19 protein-coding genes and 2 pseudogenes are annotated in these 22488 nt (G+C 54.5%); 7 read left to right on the top strand and 14 right to left on the bottom strand.

Features of this window, described 5'->3' with window-relative positions:
- Positions 1 to 49 precede the first annotated feature (49 nt).
- From RWM61_RS01535 to RWM61_RS01555, 5 genes are all read right to left on the bottom strand, one after another.
- On the bottom strand, positions 50 to 1366 hold the full coding sequence (locus RWM61_RS01535; RefSeq protein WP_313996634.1) for an extracellular solute-binding protein: 1317 nt from the start codon (positions 1364 to 1366) through the stop codon (positions 50 to 52).
- 114 nt (positions 1367 to 1480) lie between these two features.
- Positions 1481 to 2263 (bottom strand): carbohydrate ABC transporter permease, encoded by a 783-nt coding sequence (locus tag RWM61_RS01540; RefSeq protein WP_313996863.1) that lies wholly within the window; start codon positions 2261 to 2263, stop codon positions 1481 to 1483.
- Positions 2264 to 2325: 62 nt separating this feature from the next.
- The gene (locus tag RWM61_RS01545; RefSeq protein ID WP_313996637.1) at positions 2326 to 3237 is read right to left on the bottom strand and encodes a sugar ABC transporter permease; all 912 of its coding nucleotides are present in this window, start codon (positions 3235 to 3237) and stop codon (positions 2326 to 2328) included.
- A gap of 152 nt (positions 3238 to 3389) precedes the next feature.
- Complete coding sequence (locus RWM61_RS01550; protein WP_313996865.1) at positions 3390 to 5015, bottom strand: response regulator transcription factor; 1626 nt, start codon at positions 5013 to 5015, stop codon at positions 3390 to 3392.
- Between the two features lie 2 nt (positions 5016 to 5017).
- Positions 5018 to 6583, bottom strand: a complete 1566-nt coding sequence (locus tag RWM61_RS01555; RefSeq protein ID WP_313996639.1) for a sensor histidine kinase — start codon at positions 6581 to 6583, stop codon at positions 5018 to 5020.
- A 234-nt stretch (positions 6584 to 6817) separates the two neighbouring features.
- Between RWM61_RS01555 and RWM61_RS01560 the strand changes: the two are divergent.
- Positions 6818 to 7589, top strand: a pseudogene (locus RWM61_RS01560) (transposase); the annotation flags it as partial.
- A gap of 172 nt (positions 7590 to 7761) precedes the next feature.
- On the opposite strand, the gene RWM61_RS01565 reads toward RWM61_RS01560, so the two are convergent.
- The 5 genes from RWM61_RS01565 to RWM61_RS01585 form a co-directional block, all read right to left on the bottom strand.
- On the bottom strand, positions 7762 to 8895 hold the full coding sequence (locus RWM61_RS01565; RefSeq protein WP_313996643.1) for a hypothetical protein: 1134 nt from the start codon (positions 8893 to 8895) through the stop codon (positions 7762 to 7764).
- Positions 8896 to 9178: 283 nt separating this feature from the next.
- Entirely contained in the window at positions 9179 to 9610 is a 432-nt protein-coding gene (locus tag RWM61_RS01570; RefSeq protein ID WP_313996645.1) for a PIN domain-containing protein, read from the bottom strand.
- A gap of 7 nt (positions 9611 to 9617) precedes the next feature.
- Positions 9618 to 9893 (bottom strand): AbrB/MazE/SpoVT family DNA-binding domain-containing protein, encoded by a 276-nt coding sequence (locus RWM61_RS01575; RefSeq protein ID WP_313996647.1) that lies wholly within the window; start codon positions 9891 to 9893, stop codon positions 9618 to 9620.
- Positions 9894 to 10547: 654 nt separating this feature from the next.
- Positions 10548 to 11420, bottom strand: a complete 873-nt coding sequence (locus RWM61_RS01580) for an alpha/beta fold hydrolase (RefSeq protein ID WP_313996649.1) — start codon at positions 11418 to 11420, stop codon at positions 10548 to 10550.
- A 31-nt stretch (positions 11421 to 11451) separates the two neighbouring features.
- Positions 11452 to 12084, bottom strand: a complete 633-nt coding sequence (locus tag RWM61_RS01585; protein ID WP_313996867.1) for a bifunctional 4-hydroxy-2-oxoglutarate aldolase/2-dehydro-3-deoxy-phosphogluconate aldolase — start codon at positions 12082 to 12084, stop codon at positions 11452 to 11454.
- A 117-nt stretch (positions 12085 to 12201) separates the two neighbouring features.
- Between RWM61_RS01585 and RWM61_RS01590 the strand changes: the two genes are divergently transcribed.
- On the top strand, positions 12202 to 12954 hold the full coding sequence (locus tag RWM61_RS01590; protein WP_313996651.1) for a hypothetical protein: 753 nt from the start codon (positions 12202 to 12204) through the stop codon (positions 12952 to 12954).
- Between the two features lie 181 nt (positions 12955 to 13135).
- Here RWM61_RS01590 and RWM61_RS01595 read toward each other — a convergent pair whose 3' ends face one another.
- Positions 13136 to 13795: a DUF975 family protein gene (locus RWM61_RS01595; RefSeq protein WP_313996653.1), complete on the bottom strand. Its 660-nt coding sequence runs from the start codon at positions 13793 to 13795 to the stop codon at positions 13136 to 13138.
- 248 nt (positions 13796 to 14043) lie between these two features.
- On the opposite strand from RWM61_RS01595, the pseudogene RWM61_RS01600 reads away from it, so the two are divergent.
- Positions 14044 to 14136 (top strand): annotated as a pseudogene (locus RWM61_RS01600) (YjbQ family protein); the annotation flags it as partial.
- Positions 14137 to 14209: 73 nt separating this feature from the next.
- A complete protein-coding gene (locus RWM61_RS01605; protein WP_313996655.1) occupies positions 14210 to 14542 on the top strand; it encodes a hypothetical protein in 333 nt (110 codons plus the stop codon).
- A 127-nt stretch (positions 14543 to 14669) separates the two neighbouring features.
- Here the strand turns inward: RWM61_RS01605 and RWM61_RS01610 are convergent, their stop codons facing one another.
- A complete protein-coding gene (locus RWM61_RS01610) occupies positions 14670 to 15257 on the bottom strand; it encodes a guanylate kinase (protein WP_313996657.1) in 588 nt (195 codons plus the stop codon).
- Positions 15258 to 15554: 297 nt separating this feature from the next.
- Between RWM61_RS01610 and trxB the strand changes: the two genes are divergently transcribed.
- Positions 15555 to 16499 carry a thioredoxin-disulfide reductase gene (trxB, locus tag RWM61_RS01615; protein ID WP_313996659.1) on the top strand — a complete coding sequence of 315 codons (945 nt, stop codon included), beginning with the start codon at positions 15555 to 15557 and terminating at the stop codon, positions 16497 to 16499.
- 61 nt (positions 16500 to 16560) lie between these two features.
- Positions 16561 to 16995, top strand: a complete 435-nt coding sequence (locus RWM61_RS01620) for a Dps family protein (protein WP_313996662.1) — start codon at positions 16561 to 16563, stop codon at positions 16993 to 16995.
- Positions 16996 to 17175: 180 nt separating this feature from the next.
- On the opposite strand, the gene RWM61_RS01625 is transcribed toward RWM61_RS01620, so the two are convergent.
- Positions 17176 to 19119, bottom strand: a complete 1944-nt coding sequence (locus tag RWM61_RS01625) for an ABC-F family ATP-binding cassette domain-containing protein (RefSeq protein ID WP_313996664.1) — start codon at positions 19117 to 19119, stop codon at positions 17176 to 17178.
- A 231-nt stretch (positions 19120 to 19350) separates the two neighbouring features.
- Here RWM61_RS01625 and RWM61_RS01630 point away from each other — a divergent pair, with 231 nt between their 5' ends.
- The gene (locus RWM61_RS01630; RefSeq protein ID WP_313996666.1) at positions 19351 to 20091 is read left to right on the top strand and encodes a hypothetical protein; all 741 of its coding nucleotides are present in this window, start codon (positions 19351 to 19353) and stop codon (positions 20089 to 20091) included.
- A 129-nt stretch (positions 20092 to 20220) separates the two neighbouring features.
- Here the strand turns inward: RWM61_RS01630 and RWM61_RS01635 are convergent, their stop codons facing one another.
- Complete coding sequence (locus RWM61_RS01635) at positions 20221 to 22452, bottom strand: PAS domain S-box protein (RefSeq protein ID WP_313996668.1); 2232 nt, start codon at positions 22450 to 22452, stop codon at positions 20221 to 20223.
- Between the last annotated feature and the right edge of the window lie 36 nt (positions 22453 to 22488).

The raw sequence follows: 22488 nt of genomic DNA on the forward strand, positions 1-22488 counted from the left end.
CTCTTCCTGTTCAGTTCTCCCAGGCATAGCCTGGGGCTTAATATTTGAGTTATAGCGAATACTCCTCGGCCAATTTCATGATCTCCTCGTAAGCCTGTTCCGGCGTAATCGAGCCGAACATGATTTTTTCACCTACCGCCTTGTAATCCTTCTGGACGAAATTGGTCCACCCCTGCGGCTCCGGTACGTAAGTTTGCGCATCCGGGGCCGTATTCGTAATGAGATTGATGCCCATCTTGTCGGCTTCGCTCAGTTTCGGTGTCAGCTTCTCGACGATTTGGCCGGAAACCGGTACGCCGCGGGACGTTCCGAGAATTTCAGCCGCTTCCGGATCATTGATAAACCAGTCTATAAATTTCTTGGACGCTTCCACCTGCTTGGACGATGCGCTGACGCTCCAGAACATGGATGGCTTCAGCCACCCGCCGGCTTCCGCGCCTCTGGGCATCGTGACGAAATCAAACGCCCCGGGATTCAAGCTGTCTACCGCGGTCGACTGCGCCGCATGCACGACACGGGTCAATACCGTACCGTTCACCATCAAATCGGCTTGAGGATCCAATTCTTTGTCTGTGACGGAAACATCAGCCGGCGGCACGACACCTGCTTTACGCAGCTCAGCGAATTGATTCTGCCACTCCAGGAACGTTTCCTTATCGAGATTGATATCACCGTCTACGGAAAGAACCTGTCCTTTGCCTTTGCTGAGCTGATAATTCACATATTGGGCAAAAGCCGAGCTGAAATCAGGCAATGCGTATTTTCCATCGCCAAGCTTCGCCTTCGCTTCTTGACCGAAAGCGAAATACTGCTCCCACGTCCAGCCGTTCTGCGGCATTGTCAGGCCAAGTTGCTTAACGGCTTGCTTGTTGTAAGCAAGTCCTATGGCATTATTGCCGAGCGGAATGGCGTACTGCTTTCCCTTGAATTTGCCGGTATCCAGGAGGCCGGGGTCGATATCATCCGTAGCGATACCCGACGATAAGTCCGCCAATTGATTGCGTCCCGCATATTCCGCCAGATAGGATGCATCCATCTGGATGATGTCCGGCGCGTTTTGGGCTGCCGATTGCGTGGCGAGCTTATCCCAATATCCATCCCATCCGGAAAACTCCGTTTCGAACGTGACACCTGGATTTTTCTCGGTATACAGGTCCAATGCCTTCAGCGTGGCATCATGCCTGGCCTGTGAACCCCACCACAGAATTCTGAGCTTGACCGGACCCGGAGCATCGGCCCGGTTCACGGCGGCATTGCCGCTATTCTCCCCTGCTGCGCTCTCTCCGTTATTACCGCAAGCTGCCGCAACAAAAAGCATCGTACTCGCCAACACAACGGATATCCATTTACCAACCGTTCGTTTCACCTGACTTCCCCCTTCTGAATATGAACTATTATAGCGCTTACATTTTGATTATAGGCGACAAAGGCGACCCTACCTATACGAGAGATGCACAATTTCTTTTAAAAATGCATTTTTCTACCCTTTTACGGATCCTGCGGTAATGCCCTCCACGAAATGTCGCTGGGCCATAAAAAAGATGAGGATGGACGGCACGATCGACAATAGCGACATCGCGAGCAGTTGCCCCCACGGCACGGAGGATTGGGAGTCGACGAACATGCGCAGTGCCAAGCCAACCGTGTACTTGTCCACCGAGTTAATATAGATCAATTGACCGAAGAAGTCATCCCAATTCCACAAGAAGGCATAGATCCCGACGCTTACGAGCGCCGGCTTGGTCAGCGGCAGCATGATTCTCCAATAGATGCCGAACCAGCTGCACCCGTCTATCTTGGCCGACTCGTCCAGCTCTCTCGGAATGCCCCTGATAAACTGCACCAGGAGAAACACGAAGAAAGAGCCCCCGATGCCGCCGGCCAGCGTATGCGGAACGATGAACGGCAAATACGAATCTACCCAGCCCCAGCCGTTAAACATGACATATTGGGGAACGAGAGTGACCTGATGCGGCAGCATGAGCGTGAGCAATAGGATGGCGAACCAGAAGCCGCGAAGCGGAAAATCGAGCCGCGCAAACGCAAATGCGGTCAAGCTGCATGAAATAAGCGTCGTGATCAGCACGCCGGCAATGAGCTCAAACGTGTTGACATAGAAATCAGTGAACGTAAACCCGGGGATGGCCTGCCACCCGTCACTGAAATTCCGCCATACGGGTTCAGCCGGGAATAATCCCGGATCCTTCATTTCCGCATTCGTCTTTAAGGACGCGCCTATCCACCAGAATACCGGGTACATCATCGCAAGGCTCAGCAAGCCGAGCACGGCATTTTTCTGCAGCAGCTTGAGCCGGGATTTGTTCGTCAACGCGCTTTCCTCCCCTCATTCTCGTAATGGACCCAGTATCTGGAGCTCAGGAAAATCAAAGCTGTGCAAACCGCGATCATGACGAGCAGGATCCAGGCCAGCGCGGAAGCGTAACCCATCTGCAGCCGGCCGAAAGCGCGGTCGTATAAATAAAGCGCATACATATACGTCGAATTGATAGGCCCGCCTTCCGTGATAATAAAAGCCTGCGTGAACATCTGAAAGGATCCGATCGTCTGTAAAACCAGGTTGAACAGGATGACCGGAGACAGCAGCGGTATCGTGATGTTGAAAAATTGCCGGAACCGGCCAGCCCCGTCTACGGACGCCGCCTCGTACAGCTCGGAGGAAATTTGCTTCAATCCGGCCAGAAAAATGACCATGGAAGAGCCGAACTGCCAAACAACCAACAAAACGAGTGTACTGAGCGCCGTATTCGGGTTGGTAATCCAACTCACGCCCTGGATACCGAACAAGGCCAGAAACTGATTGAACAGGCCGTCTTTTGCAAAAATGTTTTTCCAGAGGATCGATACGGCAATGCTCGTTCCGATCAACGACGGCAAATAGATCATCGTTCGATAGAAGGACATGCCGCGGATATTTTGCTTTAACAGGATAGCCACTAACAAGGCAGCCGACAATTTAAGCGGAACCGAGAAAAGGACGAACAACAGCGTCACCTTGAGCGATTGCGCAAATGCGGCATCGGCCGTCAGGATTCGTTCATAGTTTCCCAACCCGAACCATACGGGCGTTTCCAATAAAGAATACTTGGTAAAAGAGAAATACAACGATTGCGCCATGGGCCAGAAGGTTAACAAAAGGAGGCCGATCAGCCATGGCGACAGAAACAAATAACCTGCCACAGGCGATTCCCATCGGCCAAGAAAACGTCTCACCATCATTTCTGTCACACCTCTTTACGATGTCTTTTGTCCAGTATAGAGGTGCCTGGAGGTTCGATAAATAGGAGCGATCCACAATTTCTTTTGAATTTTCACAATCTGATCACAAGAAACACCGGCATTCTGTGGTTCGAATGCCGGTGTTCTTTGCCTTACTGTTTTAATAATTCGGTCGGATTGTATCCGTTATACTTTTTGAACAGGGTGCTGAAATACGGGACATTCTTATACCCCACCTGTTCGGCGACCTCGTAAATCAAATGCTTCCCTTCCAAAATCAATTTCTTCGCCTTCTCCATGCGCACCCGGGTCAGGTAACTGTTGAACGATTCCCCCGCCGCAAGCTTGAAAAGATGACTCAAGTAATTTCTGGAAATATGCAATCGGTCGGCAAGCTCGGTAATCGTGATCGGCTCGGCGTAGTGGTCATGAATATATTGGATGATAAAATCGACGGCTTGACGGTGCTTGATGTTCTCTCCGCCGCCGCGCTGCTCGCAGATTTGCCCGATTCTGGCATCAAGCCATGCCTGAAGCTGCTGCAAGTCCGTTACGGCAGCCAGTTCGCTTGCAACCTGCGCGATCGGATATGCGTCCTCCAAATCGATTCCGGATTCAAAGAGCGCATAAGTGAAAATCGTCCACAATTCCATGCCGAGCCCTTGAAGATCGCGGGCGGGAACGTCTTCCCGCCTATTCAACTGGAAATAGTCCTGCAAGATCGCTTTCGCATTGCTTTCCTGAAAAAGCTTGACCGATTCCGCCAGCTGCTGATAAAACTTCACGGAGCGGAGGGAAATCGGGCGCGCCTGCTTGCCGCTTTCTTCGGCATCGGCATAGCGGTATAAGTGAACACCGGCAACCGGAGCGGTATGTTTGGACAGAATGGCCTGAAAAGCCTCTTCCGTTGAATCCGCTATGGCTTCGACCTTTGGCTTCCGCTTGCCGATGCCGATATACAGCGAAATATTCAGGAAGTTCCTTACATGGCGGATGATTTGCTCACCCAGGCGATAGAGCAAACGATCCGTTTCTTCGCCTGCGTCCATAGGCAGGTGAACGATCACGGCGGAATAATTGCTGAACAGATCGATATAATGACAATCGATCGACAATTGCTCCGTTAACTCCTGCACGATATTGGCAACGGCGAAGCGGAAAAGGTTGACGTCCTTGGCCGGGGCCTTGACGATCCGGTCCGTACGGATCATCTCGATTCCGATTACGACATGACTGCGCTCGTTCCAATAGCGGCAGGCTTCCGGTATCATGCCGTCGCCCAGCAGCGATGTTGTGTGAGCCGTGCCGATCGCAACCGATTTGATCCATTCCCGCTCGATGAAAGGCTCATACACTCTAAGCTTATCCAGCAGATTTTCGTGCCTATGCTTCTGCATCAGTTCCTCTTCCAATTCAGCGATCGTTCGTTGAAGCACGCTGCGAATCGTATGCACGGTCACGGGCTTGCTTAAATAATCGCTGATGCCCAGACGCAAAGCTTGTCTTGCATATTCAAATTCCGAATACCCGCTTAATATAATAATCTTGCCGCTGTACTCTTCGTTTGCCAGCCGTTCTACCATATCCAGGCCGTTCAGTACAGGCATGTAAATGTCGGTAATGACGATGTCCGGCTGGCATGCCCGCAACAACTGGAGCCCCTGCTCCCCGTCTGCGGCTTCTCCGACCCATTCGGCATCCAATTCCGCCCAAGGAATCGCGTTTTTAAGGCCTGCAAGCACATTGTAATCGTCGTCGACGATCGCAATTTTCCACATGTTCACTCCCCCATTCCTTCCTTGTCCCGCAAGACGGGTATCCGGATAAGCGCCGATGTTCCGGACGGCAGATTGGGCTTTAATTCAATGGACGCTTCTTCTCCGAAGTAGATATGAATTCGCTCGCGGACATTTTTGAGCCCGTATCCCCCGGTCTGTCTCGTTTGGGGTTCCCGCCAATCCGCCTTTAAACCGGCGCCGTTATCGGAGATCTTGAACTGAACGACGTTCGGTTCCGCCTTGCGGGCATATATGGTTATGGCACCCTCCTTCCTCCCGTGAAAGCCGTGTATGACGGCATTCTCGATAAACGGCTGCAGGGTCATTTTGGGAATATAGAGATGCCGAACCTCTTCGGGTACATCGATCCGGCATGTAAGACCCTCTCCTAAACGAATTTGTTGAATCTCGATATAGCATTCTACGTGGGTCAACTCTTCGCGGATGGTGATCAAGCTTTCTCCATTGGATAAGCCAATACGGAACATCCTCCCCATCAGCTCCAGAATGCGGCTCATTTTCTCCTGCCCGGCCCCGATAGCCATCCAGTTCAGCTGATCCAACGTGTTGTATAGAAAGTGTGGATTGATCATCGCTTGAAGCGCTTTAATTTCCGCTTCTTTCTGCCGGGCGTATTGCTCCTCCAACGAAGTATACAACCCCTGAATCCGCTCGATCAGCTTGCGGTATCCGATGAACAGCGTTCCGAATTCATTGCGGTAACCTTCCGGCAGATGGATGCGATTTACATTGACGGAGTTGCGGCTCATTTCCTGGAGCAGCAGCCGGATCGGCTTGACGAACTGCCGGGCGAACAACAGCGTAAAAACAAGCGCGAAGACGATGGCCGTGCCGCCGACAAGCAGCAGGACCACAGCGATCCTGACGCTTCCGCTGGTGATTTCTTGCCAAGGGGTAAACTCCACGAGCGTCCAATTGCTGTTGAATTGCTTGGCCCATACCATCAGATATTGCCGGGTGTCGTCTTCCTCTCCCAAACGGATTCGAACCGATCCCGAATCGCTTTGTATATCTTTCATATAAGCCTGAACCTGTTCCTCCGGGAATCGTTCACCGATCATCGCTATGGGGCGGTTTCCCGAATCCAGCAGAATCCGGTTGGCAGATGCGCTCCCGCCTTGAATCGCGCTGTTGACGGAAGAAGCGCTTACATTGAATAACAGGAGCCCCCGGTATTCCCCGGTTACAGTGTATACTTTACGCGCAAAGCTGACGACCTGGATATCGCCCTGATTCGATCGCACCGTTCTTTCCCCTATCCACACAAAATCGGTATCCTCAACGGCGTCGACGTACCAACTCTCCTCTCCGATGCTGTCATACGGCACAAAACGAACCGGACTTTGAGCCGGGGGCTGGAATTGAAATGTTTCTTTCACAAAGTAATAAACCGACTCGATATCCGGAGTCACATACGTAATCTGAGCCAGGAAGGATGCCAGCTCCGATTGCTTCCGATAATTCGAATAGGCATCGGTTGGCGTTGTGGCATCAAGCAGATTTACATTACGGGTGGCGGATAAAGAGATTTGTTCGATGGCATTCAATTGAATGACGACTTTGTTGTAAAGCTCATTGAGCAAGGCTTGTTGATAATACGAGGTGTTGGAAACGGTCTGCCTGGACGAAAAGGAATAAGTGATCAAGATCACGGATACGAGAAGTACCGTAATCAGGGCAGCGGTAACGCCAAAGAGCAGGTGAAAAATCCGTCGTTTTCTGAACACGCGGCTTCACCTCCCTTAGCTTGTTCGCAATCAAAATCAGCAATTTTCTACAATATGATAAATCAAAATGAACCGATGAATCAACTCCCTCGTGAAATCAGGCCTGCATTTTACGAGTTAAACGTGCATCAGCATCTTCGCGCTGCCGGTTTCAAGAAGAAATACGGACTCGATTACTTCTCTCTGTTTCAACTCGTATTTGCACTCTTATTCCACCAGAAAAACTGGTTCCGCTTGCTCGAAAGCGACAAAGCCGAGTCGTTTCCCGGCAAGGATGCGGTGTACCGCTTTTTGAATCAGATGACTTATAACAGGCGTCGTTTCCTTACCGCTCTCAGTAGCTTTGTCGTTAATCAAATGAGTCCGCTCACGTCGCTCAAACGTGTAAAGGTCTTCATTTTCGATGATTCCATGTTTGACCGAAATCGGAGTAAGAAAGTCGAGTTGCTCGCGCGGTTTAAGGATCATGCCACCGGCGCTTTCTACAAAGGTTTTCGCATGCTCACGATGGGGTGGTCAGACGGACATTCGTTTGTACCGCTGGACTTATCTCTCATCGCACAAACAAGAATGAATGGCTGGCCATTTTATCCACGATCTTACGCTCAGCGCCGAAGAAGTCATTGAGATCACGGCATGCGCTGGGACATTGGGGTCTTCTTCAAATGCACCAAATCGTTGTTGCGCTTGCAAAAGTAATTTCAAGGGCGATCCTACGACTTACTCTTCAGCCATACTACAATCGTCTTTTCCCGCTATATTTCTGATGGCGTGGCAGCACCGGCAAGGCACAGACGCTCGTTCCTTTGGAGGGCTATTCTATTTGCCTATTTCAAGCTGGTCGCACCGAAAGTTGAGTTATTAAGCTGACGCCGATTTAGTTTCGGCGCCAACTTGCAGCCTATGGGCTTTTCAACTGTCTAATCGTAAATAAATTGGAGCATTACTTGCACTGTTCGGCTTGACTATTCCCTCTAATATACAGAACAAGGCTGGAATCACTTCAGTATAGTAGCGAGACCCTGCTTGGAATCGATATTTTTCTCCATGGTGTCCGCTTGAACTTCCCAGTTGTCGAATTGGCCGTAAGCGGTATAGATGGTCGAGCCCGTCGGCAGCTCCGGATGCTCGTTCTCGCCGTTCGTCCCCCAGTTAACCCACCCGGAATCGTTGCGCTGCACATTCTGATACCGGGCCACCACGTTGCTCGTGTACCATACCATCGCATAGCCGGTAGCTTCGTTCAGCTCGGCCGTCTTGTTCGCGCTCATGGGGAAAATCGTTTGTTCCGGCGCGCCGTTGACATCCACCGGTTGATCACCGAACAACACGTTCCCGTTCCTCCCACTTTCGTGCACCTGCCTGTGGGATTCGGGAATAATGGTCGAGATATGGTGCTTGATTTCCTCCGCCGTCAGGATCCCTTCCTTAATACAGAACAACTGCCAGAAATAATCCCAGGACACCTTGTTGATATCGTCTCCGATGCTGTCCTTATATGCCTTGATATTGGGGCTGTTCTGCTCGTCGGCATGCTCCAGCAACTCGTGTACGCCTTCGGACAGGATGTTGGCGTACAGGTCGCCTTTCCGGTAATAGGTGCCGCCATACGAAGCGAACGAGGTGAAAACCCTGTCTCCTTTGCCGCTCTCGAATTCATCGCCTACCGTAATCTTGTTCACGACGGGGATCCCGTCAACGGTCGTCGAGAAGTCATCGACATCGTATTTTCTCCGAAACCACGGCGTACCGTAGAAGAACTCCCACGTAATCGTGAACTTCTTCCCCTTCAGGTTCTCGTCCAATCCGTCGGGCACGGTTCCCTTAAACAAATATCTGCAATAGAGCGGACCTTCCTCCTCCACGATGCAATCCACGGTTGTGTGCTCGGGGGGATTGATCAGCCCGTTCTTCGGCGTGAAGAACGGTCCGTAGAAACCGCCGATCGCATTGGAATAGTCCTTGATCAGATTTTTCCCTTCCGCCTTGGCTTCGAAGTACCGGATTCCCCACTTGCCGTAAGAAGTGCCGTCGGCGATCCCGGAGCACAGCTCCAGGATATAGTAGCCCGTATCCAATCTTCTGAACCCATCCGCCTGGGTCACGTCGAGCTTCTCGATTCCCCGGAACATCCGCTCGGCCGCATCACGACCGGCTCCCTCTTCCTCGGGAGATGATCCGGGTTATTGAGCATAATCTGAAATTTATAGGTGAAGTTGTGATTGTTGGCTCGTATTGTCCATGTTCTTCGATTTCATCCATGAAAGGTAATTAGGGTCATCCAGCATCGCTAGTGGCGAAGAGCTTCTTTATAATTGCCGAAACCAAATTTCATATTTTCTTCTCTCTTTAGACACTAATAATCGCCTCTCTCAAAAAGAAAAGGCGACGTTGTATTCGTATTTATTGAATTGCTTATTCTACTTCTTCTTCGCTTATAGTGACCTGTTTCGGTGTGTAATACTCCGCATCCATTTTCTTAAAACCTTTGTCCCAAGTAAGAACCTTGGTTCCTTTAGACTTTGATTTCTCGGCCAAAAAAATATCTGCGAAATCCAAATTTGTTGCCTTATACACTTTTACAGCATTGCGCACAATATCGGAAGCTTCTACGCCTTTCACATTGAGAAACTTCCATATTGCATCTGCGCGTTCTTCTCTGGTGAAACCGTAGTGTTTGTCTAGCACATAGAGCGTTTCATGAATGACTAACTGCTCGACCTCAAACTCTAATTTGCCTTGACTGAGCATTAAGAGGACTTTTTTCAAATGGTTGCTTAGTGGCCTCTTTTGGGAGTTAACCAAGATTTCCACCAAAATATTCGCATCGACCTCAAACCTATCCATGACTCCATCATACCTCCGTCTTTTGCCTCCTTATATCGTCGGTTATTAGCTCTTCCATGATGGAATCCCTTACTTCCCTAACGTCAACAAGTGGCTTGTCTGTTTTTAAAATTCCAACTACATCGAAAATGTCATATTGCTTTAGGGGTTCCACTGTTACTTTTCCATCTTGAATAACAAACTCTACACGATCACCTTCCTCTAAACCGAGCATCTTTCTTACTTTCACCGGAATGACCAATGCGCCTTTAGCGGATAACAATCCAGACGTGATCTTTTCCATGATTCATTTATCTCCTTTTACCAACTCAATCAATTTTGGTTTCCAATCTAAAATATTCGCCGTTTACTAAAATATCTACAGTTTTTCAAACTACTTTGGCTACAATCAGGTGTCAAAAGTTTGGCAAAGGTCAATCTCCGGCTAAGTAACATTAGTATACCATAACGAATTTAAAAAGACAAACATTTTAAAAATGTTAAACTTATTAAAAATGTTTGCATACCTATTATAGTCATTCTGACGAGAATTATTCACACAATTGGTGCAGTCCCTACTGAGTTGCATAAACCTTAGCCGGGTCTCCTCTTCCTTGAGATCAACCGTTCCTTGCTTAATTGAAACAATAAGCGATAATAACTGCCCATTATGAAAAAACCAATCAGATCAAAGGCTTGATCCGATGGGTTTAAACGTCTTTGCGTATGGAGCTCCAAATTTCGATATTATCCCCTGTTCCAACGTTAACAGCACGAACTTTGTAAAGAAACTGTAATATCCCCCTAAGGTTGCTTTCATATTGGCCTATTATAATGAACCCATGACCCCCCTTTAGTATATATTCTCTCTTGCAGCCTGCGGCTTTCGAGCGATCGAAGCGGCAGGCCCCTTTTTGTTCGGGAGGTTAACGATTTTCGGGATTAACTATTTTCGGCATTAAAGATGCTTCCGCATAAAAGAGAGCACCGCCGGCCAGAAATCAGGATCGGTCTCCGAGCAGCTATGGCCCGGCGCGTTCACGAACAGGTGCTCGATCGGCACCTGCTCCGTTACGGCCCGCAGATCGCCGGGATCGACATAGCCGTCCCGCAGCGAATGCACCATGAACAGCGGGCGGCGCTCACCCTCGTGATTGCGCCGGATCCACGCTGGGACATCGGTGGATTTCGCTTCTTTCCGGGAAATGCGGGCGCGCGCCAGCCATACTTTCGGAATGAGGATACCCAGCGGAAAAAAAGGCAGCTTCCGACGCTTCAGCTCCGAGCGGATCATCGTCTCGAAACGAAGCGGCGAAGAGTCGGTGACGACGGCTTTCACCGGCAGCCCTCGGCCATAGGCCAACAAGGCGCCGAAGCCGCCCAGCGAGTGCCCGAGCACCGCGATCCTCGTCGGGTCGACGCCGGGCTGGCGCGAGGCGGCCGCCACCGCCGCCTCCACATCGTCGCGGAACATGAAGCCCGACGGCGCTGCGACGGCATCGCTGTCTCCATGGCTGCGCGCGTCGAACATAAACACCGCATAGCCCGCTTCCATGAGAGGCTTCGTATAGCGAAGCACCCGGGAACGGTTCGAGCCCCAGCCATGCGCAATAATAACGGTCGGCCACGGATTCTCCCGTTCATTCGCCGGCTGCAGAAGCCAGCCGCGAAGCGTTTCGTTTCCGCTGCGGAACGTTACATTTTCATAAACCGCTTCCGGACTTGCTTCATTGGGAAGAAGCCGAGGGCGCTGACTGTTGGCCGCCGCCTTCCAGAAGCCCGCCAGCGCAGCCAAACAAACGCCTGCGCCGCCCGCAATCCATCCGATCATCGCTTTCCCTCTCCTCTCCTGCTTCTTATCGTTACAAGGATTTCACGATTTCTACATATTGTGCGGCTCTTGCCGTCACTTTATCGTATGCCTCTTCGGCCAGCCACTCCGGATGGAGCAGCTTGCTGCCCATGCCGACCGCGTTCGCCCCGGCCTTGAAATAATGGCCGATCGTATCGAGATCGACACCGCCCGTCGCCATCAACGGAATCCGGTCGAGCGGGGCGCGGATTTCCGCAAGGTATTTCCAACCAAGCGACGCCATCGGAAATATTTTGACGGCCTCGGCCCCCGCCTTCCAGGCCCGGACGATCTCCGTCGGCGTCATGACGCCCGGCCATACGGAAATGCCGCGCTCCATGCCGTAAGCGATGACCGCTTCATCCAAATTCGGCGAGATCAAATACTGGGCGCCCGCTGCCGCCGCTTCCTTCGCCATAGCCGTATCGAGGACGGTTCCGGCCCCAATCGCGACGTTTCCGTCATATCGTTCCCGCCAGCGGGCGATAATCGCGGAGGCCCCGTCCGTATTCATCGTCACTTCCATCAGCCTGATCCCGCCATCGACCAGCGCCTGCGCCGCCCGATCTGCCTTCTCCCCTTCGTATCCGCGAAAAATCGCGACGATTTTCTCCTTCAGCAAAAGCTCCAGCATCCCGTTCATTCCGTATCCGCTCCCATCGTTTTCGTTCATTGCCATTATATCACACACCGGATAGGCATTCGCCGCATACGATAACCCGAGCTTCACGAACAAACCGAACAAAGGAGCATTTCAAAAATGAGTAATCAGCCTATCGTTTACCAACAAGCACCGACCGACTGCGGCTGCGGCGGGTCGCGGGCAGGTTTGGGTCAATTAACGGGGGGAGGCACGCCTTTCCCGCCGGGTGGCCAGTTCCCTGGCGGACAGTTCCCCGGCGGCATGTTGCCGGGCGGTCAGTTCCCTGGCGGCATGTTTCCCGGCGGCCAGTTCCCTGGCGGCATGTTTCCCGGCGGCCAGTTCCCTGGCGGCCAGTTCCCCGGCGGCCAGTTCCCTGGTGGCCAGTTCCCCGGCGGCATGTTTCCCGGCGGTCAGTTCCCCGGCGGCCAGTTCCCCGGCGGCCAGTTCCCCGGCGGCCAGTTCCCCGGCGGCATGTGGCCACAGGGGCAGCAGCCGGGGATGTTCCCGCTGGGCTTATACCCGGGCGGCGAGTACCCGCAGGGGACGTTTCCAGGCCAGTTTCCCGGCGGGATGTATCCGTACCAACGCTTCGTTCCGGTCGTGGTGAAGGGCGGCCATTCATTCCCCGAGGTGACATGGGCCTATAACGTGCCTTACCGGGACGGCTTGACGATCTTTCAAGCATTGCTTGAAACGGGAGCCGTACGCTTCGGCCTGGAGGGTCAGCTGCAGTACGTCGACGGAATCGAGGTTGACGCAAGCCGCGGCGTGCAAACCGCCATCCTTCTGAACGGACGCACGGTTTCCGAAGAATATCTCGCTCACCGGCTGCAGCCCGGCGACGAGCTCGGTCTCGAACTGCTTGCCTGACGGTATAATCCAACCTGCTCGCACACGGCAAGCACGGCAAGGGCGCCCGAACCTGGGCGCCCCTTGCCGCTTCATTGATGGCTTCCCCTTTTTCACCCGTCCGGTGTAAGCTTGAAATGACAAAATCCCGTACCGCTTCATGATGAAGGCGATACGGGACTCGCGATTGAATAAGCAACCGTTAAGACAGCGGTTCGGACGGGTTGTTATAGCCGGCAGGCGACGGCGGCACCCAACCGATCGACGTGCTTGAGCTGCCCAGCGAGCGCAGATTGTCATAGAAATGCGCGGTTGACGCCATATAATACGGGTAAAGCCAAAGCAGGCCGATCCCGAGCGTGAGCAGGGAGAGCAAGAACCAGCCGATGAAGCTTAGATGAAGTACAAACAACCGCCACTTGTGGCCTGCCATCATGTCCTTGCTTCTCCGGATCGCTTCGAGCGGACCGATGTCCGGATTGTCGATCAGAATGAAATACGCTTGCGAATAACGGTAACCCGCAATAATACCCGGAACGACGAGCAGCAGCATCCAGAGGAACGTGAATATGGCGATCAATAAATAAAGTCCCAGCGTCTTGCCGAATCGCCGGAACCCTTCGAACATCGTCGCCACCGGCGGGTTCGCACTGCGGGCGAGTCCGAGGAAATAAAGCGCAATGCCCAGCGCGAACGCCCCGGAGATGAGCAGCGACACGATGGAACCGACAAGAGGAACCATTTCGGCCGCGATAAGAATCGCATAATAAATCAAGGTAATGGCAACCGCTTTACCCCATTTGCCGGACAAGCTTTCTCGAGCCGCAGCCCGAATTTCCGGTCTTGTAAGAAACCCGTTCATGACCTAACTCCCTTATCAAATAGTCATAGTCCCATTGTATGTATGATGCCGATCTCCTATGTCAAGATGTTGGCCGGGACTCGCTATCCACAATATAACAAATGATGGTTGCCGAATAAAGTCGAAAATTGAGGAAATCGCACCAATCAGAATCAGAACCCGAATTCGATACCGGAAGAGGCGGAAGCTTATGCTCGCAACCGTATCGCTGCGCACCTCGCGCAGGGACGACATGATCGACATTACCAGGCAGGCTGCTGCTCGGCCGCTGGCAGGGCCTCTATTCCTGCGAATTTGACGGCCCGCGCTTCCGAGCTATCATTAAATTGATGCAAGGTTGAATAATTCAGGAAATCTCAGCCATCCTATACCGGGGATATCAATCCACCATCAAACGGTAATCGGAGGGTACACATGTATACACAGAACGTTTCCCAGCAATTCCAGCAATGCGACCGATTGATCCAGCAGCTGGCGCAGCAAACGCAGCAAACGACGCAAATGTACCAACAAATGCTGCAGCAAGAGCAGCAGAACGCGATCATGCTCGAGCAGCTTGCGCAGCGCGAGCGGCTGGCGGTGCAAAATTTGCAAATCGCCATTCAGGGCCATGACACCGCCGTTCAACAGCTGCAGCAAATCGCCGACATCTGCAATCGTCTCGAGAGCTCCGTTCTGTCCGCCAACAACACCGCTATTTCCAGTCAGAACGCCATTTACGGCAGCATGAACCAACGCAGCTATTGATGCGGTAACCTGACCGGGCGGGAGACGCACGCCGCGCCCGCAACAAAAACAGACCGCCAAGCGCCGTTCATCCGGCGGCAAGGCGGTCTTTCTTGTATCGGCACGCGGCACAATCCGGCGGCTGTCCTCAATCCCTCTCAACCAGATTCCGGTTAAGATAGCCCTCCAGCGTCTTCGTCAAATCATGCACCGTATAGGCCAGATCATAATTCTCATAGGCGAGCTCGCATTCCGATTGATAGGCCATATCGTAATCATAATGCTCCAGATGGAAGTTGATGATATCCTCGGACAATCCCGTTCCGCGCTGGCGTTCGGCGACGGTCTCCCGATCCGCGTAGATGAAAATCCGCACGACGCGGTCCCCATACATCCCCTTCAGAATATCCGCGCCCTCGCGGTTGAGCACCAGATACACGCAGCCGTGCGTCTGAAAGCTCTGTTCAATGTCGTACTTGCGAATGCCGTAGCGGTTCGCTCCGATGCTGACGCTTTCGAGAAATTCACCCTGCTCCTCCAGCTGATCGTAAAGCGCATTCGAGATAAAGTGATAGTCCTGCCCGTTGACCTCGCCCGGCCTCGGCTCGCGCGTCGCGTAAGAGATCACCTTGGGAATGCCCAACGTTTGCCCCGCCGTGTACGCCACCGTTTTGCGGCCTGATCCGTCCGGACCGGTGTACACGAAAATCAACTCCCTGTCCTGCAATTCATACATGCCGTCAACCTCCTTCGTCCTGAAAGTGAGATTTCGCAATCATGTGCTGAATGTGCTGAATGTGACGGTGCGGCCTATTGTCCTATATTGCCTGCGATGTTTAATAAGTATACCGATAAAAGGCGGTTTTGGTCAATATCCGAACGTTTGCCTGTCCTTTTTCCGCTATATCTCACAATTACTCCTCCGAACTCGCCGTTATTTCATTATCCTGTCCATTTGACAAACGGCATTTCTTATTTATAATTATTATAAAATGCTACAAATACTAATAAGCGAATCGGAGGAAATGAAACCATGCACTACTCTACGATTATTATCGGCACCGGGCCTGCCGGCTTGACGGCGGCTATTTATTTGGCCCGAGCGAACCTGAGTCCGCTCGTCATCGAAGGACCGGAGCCGGGCGGACAGCTTACGACCACCACCGAGGTGGAAAATTTCCCGGGTTTCCCGGAAGGCGTCATGGGACCCGACCTGATGGCGAACATGCGCAAGCAGGCGGAGCGGTTCGGCGCGGCGGTTCGCACCGGCTGGGTGAACAACGTCGACATGTCCGATCGGCCGTTCACGCTTGAAGTCGAGGGCCAGGGGACGCTTACCGCGGACTCGCTTATCATTTCGACCGGCGCTTCGGCCAAATATCTCGGCATTCCCGGCGAGCGGGACAACGTCGGACGGGGCGTAAGCACCTGCGCGACGTGCGACGGCTTCTTTTTCCGCGGTAAAAAGATCATCGTCATCGGCGGCGGCGACTCCGCGATGGAGGAAGCGAACTTCCTGACGCGCTTCGCGTCCGAGGTCCGGATCGTCAACCGCCGCGAAGAGCTCCGCGCATCGAAAATTATGCAGGACCGGGCGCGCGGGAACGGCAAAATCGTATGGAGCCTGAGCCGCACGCCGCTTGAAGTCGTTGCCGGACCGCTCGGCGTCACGGGCCTCAAGGTCCGCAACAATGACACGGGTGAAGAGGAACTGCTGGAGACGGACGGCGTGTTCGTCGCCATCGGCCATACGCCGAATACGAAGTTCCTGCAGGGACAAATCGCGACCGATGAGACGGGCTACATTATGGTGAAGCCGGGAACGAGCGAAACGAACGTGCCGGGCGTGTTTGCTTGCGGAGACGTCCAGGACAACAAGTACCGGCAGGCGATCACGGCGGCCGGCAGCGGCTGCATGGCCGCGCTCGATTGCGAACGGTATCTCGAAGCGAACGTCCACACGAAGGTGCATGCATAAGACATCCGCCGAAGGACAGACTAACCGCTTGGATAACCAGGATTGGAAGGGAGATGACGGCATGGAAAAGATTCATGAAGCGCTGAACCGGCAAATCGCCAATTGGAGCATCCTGTACGTAAAGCTGCATAACTATCATTGGTACGTGACAGGTCAGCAGTTTTTTACTCTGCATGCCAAGTTTCAAGAGCTGTATGAGGAAGCCGCGCTGCACATCGACGAGATCGCCGAGCGGCTGCTCGCGGTGCAAGGCAAGCCCGTCGCCAGGATGTCCGATTATTTGAAGCTGTCCGGCGTGAAGGAAGCTTCGGGCAGCGAGAATGCGGTGCAGATGGTGGAAGCGGTCGCCGGCGATTTCACGACACTGGTGGGCGAGCTTAAGGAAGCCATTTCCGTGGCGCAGGAGGCGGGCGACGAGACGACCGCCGACATGCTGCTCGCGATCCATACCTCGCTTGAGAAGCATATTTGGATGCTGCGGGCTTTTGTGGGATAAGGGGCGCTCCGGTTGGGGCTCCGGTTGGAATCTAAACCCCAAGAACTCCAAAAGAACACAAGGGCGCTCTCCTGCGAGAGTGCCCTTTTTATTTAACAGCGTCTGCGGAAGTTTAGTGCCGCATTCCGGCGTTATTCCCCACATTCGCGGTGGGGTTGAGCAGAAACGAGCTTGGCGGTGTTACTTTTTCTGGTCGGCAATGCGTTCGTTCAGCTCGTTGAGATAGGTCCAGCGGTCGAGAAGCTCTTCCAGCTTCGCTTCCAGCGCGCTCTGCTGCTGCAAAAGCTCTTGCAGCCGCACGGAATCGCTGCCGGCTTGCTCCATCTGCGCCGCCGTGTCGGCCAGCGCCGCTTCCGCCTCCGCGATCCAACCGTCGATTTGCTCGAAATCCTTCTGCTCCTTGTAGCTCATCCGCAGCCGTTCCTTGCCGCCGCGCTCCTGCTCTGAAGCGGCAGGCCCCGCCGGCACGGCTCCTTTGGCCGCAGCCGGTTTTGCGCCGGACGCTTCCCTAGTGTCCGAGCCGCCTTTTTGCCCGACTCGCTCCGCATAATCGGAATAGTTGCCGACGTGCTTGGAAATGACGCCCTCCCCTTCAAAAGCCAGGATCCGGTCAACCGTCCGGTCCAGGAAATACCGGTCGTGGGAGACAACGTACACGACGCCCGGAAAATCGTCCAAATAATCCTCGAGCACCGTCAGCGTCGGAATATCCAGGTCGTTGGTCGGCTCGTCGAGCAGCAGCACATTCGGCGCGCCGACCAGCACCTTCAGCAGCTGCAGCCGGCGCTTCTCGCCGCCCGACAGCTTGCCGATCGGCGTCCACTGCATCGGGCCGTCGAAAAGAAAACGCTCGAGCATCTGCGCAGCCGACACCGTCGTGCCGTCGCCGGTGCGCACCTGCTCCGCCGCTTCACGGATGTAGTCGATCACGCGGATAGCGCCGTCCGGTTCATCGTGCTCCTGCGCAAACCAGCCGAGCTTCACGGTCGGCCCGCGTTCGATCGTCCCGGCGTCGGGCTCAAGCCGCCCGGCGATTAGCTTGAGCAGCGTCGACTTGCCCGTGCCGTTGCGGCCGACAATGCCGATCCGGTCCTCCGGCACGGCGATATCGCTGAAATCGTCGATCAGTGTACGATCGCCGAACCGTTTCGCCACATGGTCGGCCTCGACGATTTTTCTGCCCAGCCGCGATGACGCCACAGACAGATCCACTTTATCGGACGCCTTCAACGGACCCTCCGCCTGCATCGCCTCGAACCGGTCGATCCGCGCTTTCTGCTTCGTCGCGCGCGCTTTGGCGCCGCGTTTGATCCAGGCCAGCTCCTTGCGGAGCAGATTTTGGCGTTTGGCCTCGGACGCCGTCTCCCGTTCCTCCCGCTCCAGCTTCAATTCGAGAAACCGGCTGTAGTTCGCCGTATAGAAAAACGCCCGGCCGCGGTCCAGCTCCATGATCCGGTTGCTCACCCGGTCGAGGAAATACCGGTCGTGGGTGATCATGAGCAGCGCGCCCTTGCGTTTCTGCAGCGCTTGCTCCAGCCATGCGACCGATTCGTTGTCGATATGGTTGGTCGGCTCGTCGAGAATGAGCACGTCCGCCGGTTGAACGAGCGCCGCCGCCATCGCCGCCCGCTTGCGCTGACCGCCCGACAGCCGGCCCATCCGGGCTTCGTAGCCGGTAAGGCCCAATTTGCCGAGCGCCGCCTTCGCGTCGCTTTCGATCTGCCAGGCGTTCAGCGCATCCATCGCTTGGCCGGCACGTACAAGCCGCTCTTGGGCGGCCTCGCTGCCGGGCTGCCGTTCCGCCTCCGCCAATGCGGCCGCATATTCCCGCGCGGCCTTCAGCTCCGGCAGATCGCCGGCAAGCACATGCTTGAGAACGGTTTCGTCCGGATCGTACGCCGGATTTTGCGCCAGCATGCGGACCGTTATCCGGCCGCCCCGCGTAATGCCGCCCTCTTCCGGAGGCTCAAGCCCGGCCACAACTTTAAGAAACGTCGATTTGCCGGCGCCGTTCACGCCGATGATGCCGATTTTGTCCCCTTCGTCCACCCCGAACGAGACATCCTTGAACAGCACCTTCTCACCGTAGGTTTTCGTTATATGTTCGATCGTCATCAATGGCATACGGATTAATCCTCTAACTTTCGTATAAATGGTCATGCCGCCTTCCGGCGCTCATGCGGTAACCGTATCATAGCATACTTGCATCCGTCCCGGCACCCTGGCGCTCCGACCGACCGCTAACCGCTAACCGCTCTGGCTTGATCGACGGAAGTACGATTTTACAGACGCCGGTCCCAACTGCTATGCTCGAAGAAACGACAAGTCGAATGGACCGGAATCAGGAGAATGAAGATGGATAAAAAAATAGGGAGGCCTGCCCTGCTGGCAATCCTTATTGCGCTCGTCACGTTGACCGGGTGCGTCAAGGGCGAAGCCGGGATTTATGTGCGGGCGAACGGCAGCGCCGACGTTGCGATGACGGTTCGGCTTCCGATCAAGGTCGAGGAAGCGGCGCCGGGCGTGTTCGAGCGAATCGGGGCACGGCTGAAGGCCACGGGCTACGTGACGAATATGCGGGAAGTCGGCGATGCCGTCGAATGGAGCGCATCGAGACATTACACCAGAAGCGAACTGATGCGGTACCCGACGGACGGCCAAGGCTTTCGGCTCGATGTGCCGGGCTTTCGGGTAGAGTTGGTGAGAAATGACGGTTGGCTGTACAATACCTACCGGCTGGAAGGCGCTTTCGAGCCTGAAGAGCTGCTTGGCGCGAGCAACGAAATTGCAGCCCGTTACCAGGCGCTGCCCCCGCTCGCCCGCCGTTTGGCCGAACGGCAGATCGAACTCGACCTGAAGCTGTCGCTGCCGATTCCGCCCGCGGACCACAACGCCGACGAATCGTCCCGCGCCGGCCGCACCCTGATCTGGCATGTGTCGCCGACCGGGGACACGCCGTTCCGGATTGCCGTCGCCGCACCGAACGGGCGGACGGCCGTCGCCGCCGGCATCGCCTTGCTTCTCATCGCCGCCGGCCTGTGGCTGCCCATTCGCCGCCTCCGGCACAAACGGCCCGCTCCTGAGCGAAAGGGATAGTGCCCAAAAGCGCGCCGCGATGCCCCTGCAGTGCGGCATGCATACTCCCTTCTTTTGAGCCAAAGGGATAATGGCCGAAAGCGCGCAGGATATCGTCATCGATACCGGGGCGACAACGCGCAGCGCAGCTTACTGCGCTCCTGCAGCTTCCGCGGCCTTGCGAAACCGCGCCGTGAAGCGGAATGCCGTGCCCGGTTCGCCCGTCATAAGCAGACCGATGTCGCCGCCCATCATCGTTACGAGCTTCTTGCTGATCGCAAGGCCCAGGCCCGTACCGCCGGCTTTGCGGCTCATGAACGGATCGAGCTGGGAGAACGGCTCGAACAAATATTTCGCTTTGTCGGCCGGGATGCCGACGCCCGTATCCTTGACGATAAACTCGACGGTCACAAACTCCGCATCCTCCGAACACTTACGCAAGGCAATCGACACGAATCCCTCGTCTGTAAATTTGATCGAGTTGCTCAGCAGATTGGTGAGCACCTGAAGCAGCCGATGCGGGTCGCCGATCAAAGGGGACGGCAAGTCTTCGTCCAACGAGCGCTTCAGGCCGACCTCCTTCTTCCTTGCCAATGGCGCGAACAGGTCAATCGCATCCTGAACGGTGGCCTTCAAATCGAGCGGCTCCTCCACAAGCGATTCGCGGCCCATGTCCAGCTTCGAGAAGTCCAGAATATCGTTGATGATTTTAATGAGCGATTCCCCGCTCTTCCGAAGCACCTCGACATATTCCCGCTGCTCCTCGGTCAATTCCGTTTCGAGCAGCAGATCGGTCATCCCGATTACGCCGTTCATCGGCGTGCGGATTTCATGGCTCATCATGGCGAAGAAGTTGCTTTTCGCTTTGTTGGTCCGCTCGGCCGCCTCCTTCTCGACCAACAGCTTCTTCTGTTCCGTAATATCCTTGGCGATAATGTAATACCCGGTCCGTGCGCCGCGGATGACGATCGGAGCTACCGTCGACAGAACCTCCGTCCAATGACCGTCCCGGTGCCGGATACGGCCGATCTCCATGTCCGACTTGCCCTCGTCCGCCGCCGCATCCAGCAACTCGGCGACCCGCTCGCCTTCGATGAAAGCCAAGAGGCTCATGCCCGACATTTCCTCCACCGTATAGCCGGTCAGCTCCGTCGCCATTTTGTTGCCGCCTATGATATTGCCTTCCAGATCGAGCGACATAATGGCGTCGTGATTGTATTTTTTCAGGGAATTATAGCGCTCGTAGCTCTCATGCAGTTGAAGCTCCACCAGCCTTCGGTCGGTTATGTCCTGGATCGTACCGCGCATCCGGGAGGGCTTGCCGTCCTTATGCCGCACGACCATGCCTCGGACGTGAAAATACCGGATTGTCCCGTCCGCTCCCTTATGCATATACTCTTCGGAGAACGGAGCCCCCGTCTCCATCGATCTGCGGAAAGCCTCTTGAATCCTTTCGCGGTCATCTTCATGTACCAGCTCGATCATCTCTGCCCCCGGCTTGTCTTTTGCATCCGACGGATCGATACCGTGGATACGAAGAATATCCGGGGTATATTCGAGCTTGTCTTGCTCCACGTCCCACTCCCAACTCCCAAGCATTGCGATTCGCTGCGCTTCGGCCAGGCTGTTCTCATACCGTTTGCGCTCGGTGACGTCTCTGCCGATCGCGACCACCTTCTCAATATTGCCGTCGCCGTCCCGGATATTTTTGAACGTCGTCTCAAACCAATGATAATGGCCGTCCTTATCCTTCATGCGATAAACGAGCGGTTCGTCCTCGGACACCCCATTGTCCATCATGAACGCCAAATCGTCCGGATGGTAAAGCTCCAGGTTCACCTTGCCGACTACTTCCTCCGGGTGATATCCCAGCAAGTCGTAAATCGACGGCGAGACATACAAGCAAACGCCGTCCGGCGTGCTGTAATACAGAATATCCCTGGCATGCCGCGTGATGAGGTTAAAAGCGGCCTCGTCTTCCAGCAGCTTTTCTTCCGCTTTCTTGCTGGCGGTAATATCCGACACGCACGTGAGAAAATAAAGCGGCTGCCCATCCTTCCCATCCCGCACGAACGCAGCATGAAGAGACACCCAGACGATGCCGCCCCCTTTGGCTATGCAGCGCTTCTCACAATGGTAAGCGGCCAGCTTGCCTTCCAGCAGCTGCTGCTGATTGCCCAGATCCGTATCGACATCTGCAGGATGGGTAATGTCGCGGAAAGATAACCGCCGCAGCTCGTCCGCTTCGTAACCGAGCATGGCGCAGACCGCGGGATTCATTTTCAACAACTGCCCGCCCGGCGATACAAGCAAGACCCCGACTGGCACTTCGTTATAGATCTGATCAAACATCGCGATATGGTCCACATGCGAATCCGCCATTGGTTTCCCCCTTACCCGCTGCAAACATTTCCGATT

Source organism: uncultured Paenibacillus sp., from assembly GCF_963515335.1.
Taxonomy (GTDB): Bacteria; Bacillota; Bacilli; order Paenibacillales; family Paenibacillaceae; genus Paenibacillus_I.